Origin of the sequence: Alcanivorax sp. HI0007 (genome assembly GCF_001635525.1) — a bacterium.
Classification (GTDB): Bacteria; Pseudomonadota; Gammaproteobacteria; order Pseudomonadales; family Alcanivoracaceae; genus Alcanivorax.
Genome location: NZ_LWEJ01000022.1, coordinates 1 through 6,157, shown reverse-complemented (window position 1 = coordinate 6,157; position 6,157 = coordinate 1). Strand labels below are relative to the sequence as shown.

6 protein-coding genes, 4 tRNA genes and 1 rRNA gene are annotated in these 6,157 nt (G+C 55.7%); 1 reads left to right on the top strand and 10 read right to left on the bottom strand.

Annotation, left to right across the window (positions count from 1 at the left end):
• From A3714_RS01690 to A3714_RS01650, 9 genes are all read right to left on the bottom strand, one after another.
• Nucleotides 1-300: GTP-binding protein (locus tag A3714_RS01690; RefSeq protein ID WP_231867810.1), on the bottom strand; the 300-nt coding region annotated here is incomplete at its 3' end.
• Nucleotides 301-455: 155 nt separating this feature from the next.
• A tRNA-Thr gene (locus A3714_RS01685) sits at nucleotides 456-531 on the bottom strand.
• Nucleotides 532-574: 43 nt separating this feature from the next.
• A tRNA-Gly gene (locus A3714_RS01680) sits at nucleotides 575-648 on the bottom strand.
• Between the two features lie 66 nt (nucleotides 649-714).
• A tRNA-Tyr gene (locus A3714_RS01675) sits at nucleotides 715-798 on the bottom strand.
• 75 nt (nucleotides 799-873) lie between these two features.
• Nucleotides 874-949 (bottom strand) — tRNA-Thr (locus tag A3714_RS01670).
• Nucleotides 950-1,032: 83 nt separating this feature from the next.
• Nucleotides 1,033-1,680: an SPOR domain-containing protein gene (locus tag A3714_RS01665; RefSeq protein WP_063508611.1), complete on the bottom strand. Its 648-nt coding sequence runs from the start codon at nucleotides 1,678-1,680 to the stop codon at nucleotides 1,033-1,035.
• A gap of 16 nt (nucleotides 1,681-1,696) precedes the next feature.
• Nucleotides 1,697-2,431: a type III pantothenate kinase gene (locus A3714_RS01660; protein WP_063508612.1), complete on the bottom strand. Its 735-nt coding sequence runs from the start codon at nucleotides 2,429-2,431 to the stop codon at nucleotides 1,697-1,699.
• A complete protein-coding gene (locus A3714_RS01655; RefSeq protein WP_063509196.1) occupies nucleotides 2,428-3,399 on the bottom strand; it encodes a biotin--[acetyl-CoA-carboxylase] ligase in 972 nt (323 codons plus the stop codon). Before A3714_RS01655 ends, A3714_RS01660 begins: the two co-directional genes overlap by 4 nt.
• Nucleotides 3,396-5,057, bottom strand: coding sequence for an AMP-binding protein (locus tag A3714_RS01650; RefSeq protein WP_231866016.1), 1,662 nt, complete (start codon nucleotides 5,055-5,057; stop codon nucleotides 3,396-3,398). Before A3714_RS01650 ends, A3714_RS01655 begins: the two co-directional genes overlap by 4 nt.
• Nucleotides 5,058-5,470: 413 nt before the next feature.
• Here A3714_RS01650 and A3714_RS01645 point away from each other — a divergent pair, with 413 nt between their 5' ends.
• Nucleotides 5,471-5,707: a hypothetical protein gene (locus tag A3714_RS01645; protein ID WP_062818038.1), complete on the top strand. Its 237-nt coding sequence runs from the start codon at nucleotides 5,471-5,473 to the stop codon at nucleotides 5,705-5,707.
• Nucleotides 5,708-6,055: 348 nt separating this feature from the next.
• On the opposite strand, the gene rrf is transcribed toward A3714_RS01645, so the two are convergent.
• Nucleotides 6,056-6,157: ribosomal RNA gene (rrf, locus tag A3714_RS01640) — 5S ribosomal RNA — on the bottom strand; the annotation flags it as partial.

The following is a 6,157-nucleotide window of genomic DNA, read 5'->3' as shown; positions in this document are numbered from 1 at the left end:
GTCCATCTGCGCCGCACCGGTGATCATGTTCTTCACATAATCAGCGTGACCGGGGCAGTCTACGTGGGCGTAGTGACGAGTCGGGGAATCGTATTCCACGTGAGAGGTTGCAATGGTGATACCACGCTCACGCTCTTCCGGGGCATTATCAATACCGTCGAAAGCGATGGCGCTACCGCCCCAAACTTCTGCACACACGCGGGTCAGCGCGGCGGTCAGAGTGGTTTTACCATGGTCAACGTGACCGATGGTGCCTACGTTTACGTGCGGTTTATTACGTTCAAACTTTTCCTTTGCCACGACTCTTCACCTCTTAACTTGGCTGTGCTTCCTCGCCATATGGCGCGCATACACCCGATAAAGACACATTTAAGGACTGTATTGATAAACACAGACCACCTTGGCACCATCAAGACACATGAAGCCGGACCCAGGATATACCTGGGCCCGGAAATTGGAGCTCTTGACCGGATTTGAACCGGTGACCTCACCCTTACCAAGGGTGTGCTCTACCTACTGAGCTACAAGAGCATAACCTTCATGTCACCTGGTGGTGACCAAACTCTACCGGAGCTGGAGCGGGTAGCGGGAATCGAACCCGCATCATCAGCTTGGAAGGCTGAGGTTCTACCGTTGAACTATACCCGCAAACCTTCCGATGCCTGCCAGCCTTCCGGCCATACAAACCATCCAAAGAATGATCTGCTTTTTATCTGGTGGAGGGGGGAGGATTCGAACCTCCGAAGCTTTCGCGTCAGATTTACAGTCTGATCCCTTTGGCCACTCGGGAACCCCTCCAGAAAAGGGCCTACATTCTCTTTACGGCCCAACCACTTGTCAACCAATTTTCAAGTAGTTAGGCACGTTTAAAGCTGGAGCTGGCGAGAGGAGTCGAACCCCCGACCGGCTGATTACAAATCAGCTGCTCTACCAACTGAGCTACGCCAGCTCACAAGGGTTGCGAATTCTATAGAAAGGAATCAGGTGGCGCAATCCACTTGAGGATCAAACGCCTAATAATTGCTCAGCCATTCAGGGGCAGGCCACCCAATCCAGCTTAAGGGACTGATTTGCCTCAAGAAAGATATTCAGCTCAGGTTTCTCTTCCGGCTCCTGATCCATCAGGTAAACCCAGTATTCCGTCACCGCCCGGGACGTTTCTCGCACAAAGGCCGGATAACCGGCATTGCGCATCTTTACGCGCAAGCCTTCCGCCGACTCCGCACTGGAGAAGTACCCCAATGAAATGGCATTGGCATCCTCGCCCTCCTTGACCACAAAGCTGTCCACGCCATGATCCTGCAACTCATGAAGCACACGCAGCGCCCTCTCCCTGTCGGCATAGGGAGGCAGATACACCCAGTTGAGCCGATCCTTCTGAATATTCAGAGCCCGCACCTGACCCGACAGCCCTGCCGCCCTCAGCTGGACCGCGCCAGCCTGGGCCGCGTCACGGGACTCCCAGGGGCCGACTACCGCACACAGAGAGCCCGCCTCCGGTCTGCGCGCGCCGTCCCGGATCGGCTGGGAGCGCTCGGAAAGCAACACCAACCGCTCTCCTCCCACAGACTGCGTCGGCACCCGCAAGGACACTGCCTCACGGGGAGCCAGGTTCTTGGTAAGCTGCACCCCCAGATAAACCAGATTGACGACCAGCAAGCTGTAAAATATCCACCGCACCGGTGTTCCCCCACCATTATTGTTGTCGGTCTGCCACGCGCTCAAGGCCATCTAGGACAAGGTCGGGCATATGCAGAAACTCGAACTGGAAAGCACCTGTCAATTTCGGGGCATCACCGCCAGTTACCAGCACTTTACAAGTATCTTCAAGCACTTGGCGCAGTTCAACCACCACCTCCGTGACGAAGGCCACAGACATGCGCAACAAACCATTGTGCACACACTCCCCGGTGGATCGGCCCAGAGCCGGTCGGGCCGTAGCCGGCTCGATATGCACATCGGAGGTATCCCGCAACAGGGCAGTACGCAACATTCCCAAGCCAGGCACAATATAACCGCCGAGAAACTCCCCCTTTTCATTCACCGCATCAATGGTGAGAGCACTGCCACAATCGATAATGATACTGGCACCAAAGCGCTGATGACCCTCAATCATTGCCACCCAGCGATCCACTCCCAGCTTGCGAGGCTCCGGATAGCAGTTTTGCACACCGAAATCCTGACCACAGGAATAATAAAAACACGGCGTCACACCCGTCCGATCTGCCAACAGCCCCGCGATCTCGGCATCCGCTGAGGGGCCCGCCACTGACGCAATCCAGATTGCATCAACCCGATCACTGCCTTGCAGTAAAGCGTCCACGACAGCGGGCCAGTCTCGCCCGTGTCGACAGCCCCCCTGCTCCACCTTATCACCGTGGCGAAAGCGCCATTTCATGGCGGTGTTACCCACATCCACAAACAGTTTCATCGGACTCTCAAACTCACTTCACCGCCATAGACTTCACGCACGCCATTCGGTGTTTCCACGCGCAAAGCCCCATCCCCCAGAACGCCTGCCGCCTTACCGGTAAACACCTGCTCAGCGGATTGAACCTGAACCAACTCACCCTTCACCGCATCATAGCGGTCAAAGTCTCCCCGGAAAGCCGCAAACCCTTGTTGCGAAAAACGCGGCAGCATATCCAGCAAATGCGTCAGCACGCAGCCTGCCAACACCGTCCTGGGCGGCATATCGGCCAGCTCACTGGCAAGGTCGGTCCAGGTCTGGTCAATATCCCTGGCCTGGTGCCCCGTCATGCAGCCATTGACACCGACCCCGATCACCACATCCACCTGGCCATCCATCTCACCGGCCAGCTCTATCAGGACACCGCCGACCTTGGCACCATTGATCTGCAAATCATTGGGCCACTTCAGACCTACCGGCAATGACGGATCCAGCTCCTGCAATGCCTGAGCCACCACCACACCCACCGCCAGACTCAACCCGCCCAAAGCGGCAAAACCACCACTCACCGGAAAACGAATGGATACGTAAAGATTGGCCGCAAAGGGAGACTGCCACTGCCTGCCTCTTCGGCCACGGCCGGCAGTCTGGCACTCGGAGAGAAACACCTGGGGACGACGTACTGGCCCCTTGATGGCCAGCGCATCGGCATTGGTGGATTCGGTTGCCCACCGATAGTGCAGCTGGGCCCGTTCCCCCAGCAACACTTCCAGTGACAACGGATCAATCAGGTCGACCGGTTGAGCCAGCCGATAACCTTTGCCCTTGACGGATTCCAGCGGCAAACCGAATTCCTCAAGGCGCTGAACACGCTTCCAGATAGCAGCCCGGGAAATCCCCAGCGCCTCCCCCAACTCGGAGCCGGAGCGGAACCGGCCATCAGCCAGAAGGCGGATCAATTGCTGATCCGCCTCTTTGAAGGTGCTCAAGCTTCCCAAACCACCCCTTTGGTCTTCGCCCACTTGGGAATGTCATCCGCATAACGTTTTTCAATTTCGTTACGCTTCAACTTCAGGGTCGGTGTAATCAGGTTGTTCTCTACCGTCCATGCATCCTTACACACGACCAGAGTCGTCATACGCTCATGGGGGTCGAGCTCGTTATTGACTCGGGCCAGCAGGGCTTCAAGTTCCTTGGTGAAATGCTCTTTTTCACTGGCTTTGGACAACTTTTCCTGCTCTTCCGGGGTAATATTCAGCAACGCAATGGGCTGCCCCATCCCCTGACCGATGACACAGGACAACTCCAGACCCGGCTGCGTGGAGAGACGGTTTTCGATCGGAGCCGGCGCCACATATTTCCCTTTTTCCGTCTTGAAGATTTCCTTCACTCGACCGGTAATACGCAAACGTCCTTTCTCGTCAATTTCGCCCACATCACCGGTATGCAACCAGCCATCTTCGGTAAGATCTTCCGCGGTCTTTTCTGGCTGCTTGTAGTAGCCTTTCATATTACCGAGGCTACGCACCATAATCTCACCGCCCTCACCAATCCGGCATTCCACGCCATCATTGGGAGTCCCCACCCAACCGATCTTCTGGTCACCCTCTTCAGTGGTATGTGACCAGGCCAGATTCTCGGTCATGCCGTAAACTTCAAGAATTTCCAGATCCAGCTTCTTGAACCAGGTAATGATATCCGGGGACAGTGCGGCCGCGCCGGACAGCGCAATACGGCATTGATCCAGCCCCATGGCTCCCAGCACTTTCTTTTTGATCACTTTGTTCAGGAAAGGAATCTTGAGCAGCTTGTTCAGCTTCTTGGGAGGCACCGCTTCAGAAGCCTTTTGGTAGAACTTGGACCAGATACGTGGCACCGCAAAGAACACCGTAGGCTGGGCGCGCTTGATGTCTTCACCGAACGTTTCCAGAGATTCCGCAAAGAAAATCTTGCCGCCCACGTAAAGCTGGGCGATTTCCACAGCCACCCGTTCAGCCACATGGGAAAGCGGCAAGTAGGAGATCATTCTCTCTTCCGGTGTCAGGTTATACACCTTGATCATTTTTTCGCCGACGATGGAGAAAGACTGGAAGTCATGCATCACCCCTTTGGGCATACCCGTGGTGCCAGAGGTATAGATGATGGTCGCAATATCTTCCATGGCAGGCTCGGCCACTTGCTCCAGTGGTGCCGTATCGCGAATGATATCGCCCCAATTGGGGAAATCATTCAGTGCATCGCGGGGGGCAAGAGTGAACGCCACTTGCTTGACGCCGTCCGGAACCCCTCCTTTCATGATGTCCCAGTCATCCAGCTTGCCGACAAAAAGGAACTTTGACTCACTGTGCTCCATGATCTGACGGACCGTCTCCGCAACCAGTGTCGGGTACAAGGGAACACTCACTGCACCGGCCATCCAGATAGCGAGGTCGGCAATAATCCACTCCGCACAGTTTTTGGAAACCAGAGCCACATGGTCACCTTTCTGCACGCCCTGGGACTGCAGGTAAGCCGCCATTCTGCGAGCTTCATCATTGATCCGGGCCCAGGTATAGTCCTGCAGCTCACCACCGCCCATGGGCTGAACCATGGCCACTGACTGGCCCTGCTTCTCGCAACGCTGCTCCAGCGCTTTAAGGGGGCTCATTACTGCTGCCTTATTATCCATTGTCATAATTCTTAACCTTTTCCCAAGTCCAAACGTATTGATACAGCCCGTTTCAGCGGGTCTGGCGCAGGCCTACCCTGCAAAAGCAAAATGATCATTGCCCCGACGACGGATGCCGAACCATCCACCACCGGGCCAGGGCCCTGTATACACAGGGCCATCTTGATTCAGCAAACCCCAACCATACCACTTTCGTCGCTTGTGATGGAGCCTTTACAGCGGCAGATGGCAGGGTTATAGCCATACCAGATAATGGCGATGCCCAGCATAGAATGGCCGCCATCCGGGATAAAGCCCCTCTTGGTTTAATAATGTTGACCGCTCTTTCTATTGCCAGAAGCGTGCTCCCGGCCGCACCCTGAAAGCCTTCAAATCCAAAGGGAGCAGAGAGCATGTTTCTCAAAGAGCGGAGCAGCGGCCACCTGGTGCAGGTAGTCGAACCCACGGAACTGGTTAACCCTTTACGCACGCAGATTAGCGGGCGCTATCATCACGGCGAAGAAGCCCAGGAAGCGGAGCCATTCAACAAGGCCGATCTGGTGTTTCCGTCAGGCGAGACGCTTCCCCGATGCTGGGTGGATCCCCATTATCGGGATGATGAAATCCCCAGTACCGGGATGGGAGTCTAGATCTGACATTTGGGCCGGGCTGCGCCAACCGGATTTTGACCAGAGGCCAAGGCTTCAAAGAGACAATAAACCCGTTGGAGCCATGCTTGCATGGCGAAGGGCTTGCTTTAGGTTTCTTTGACCTTGGCTGGACGACTGACTTAGGTCGCAAGCAAGCGTGCCATCCCTTCGGGACGCCTTCGGCGCCTAAGCCTGCCACCTGCGGTGCATCGGGTTTCACACCTCGGTCCCCCTTGAGGGGATGGCAGCGCGAGCGCTGCGAGGTAGGGAGAGTGGATCACCGTGATCCTGAATAAAACAAAAAACCCCCGACACTTTCGTGACGGGGGTTTTCTGTTTTATTTAAGAGCCTGACGATGACCTACTCTCACATGGGGAGACCCCACACTACCATCGGCGATATGTCGTTTCACTTCTGAGTTCGGCATGGGATCAGGTGGTTCCAACACT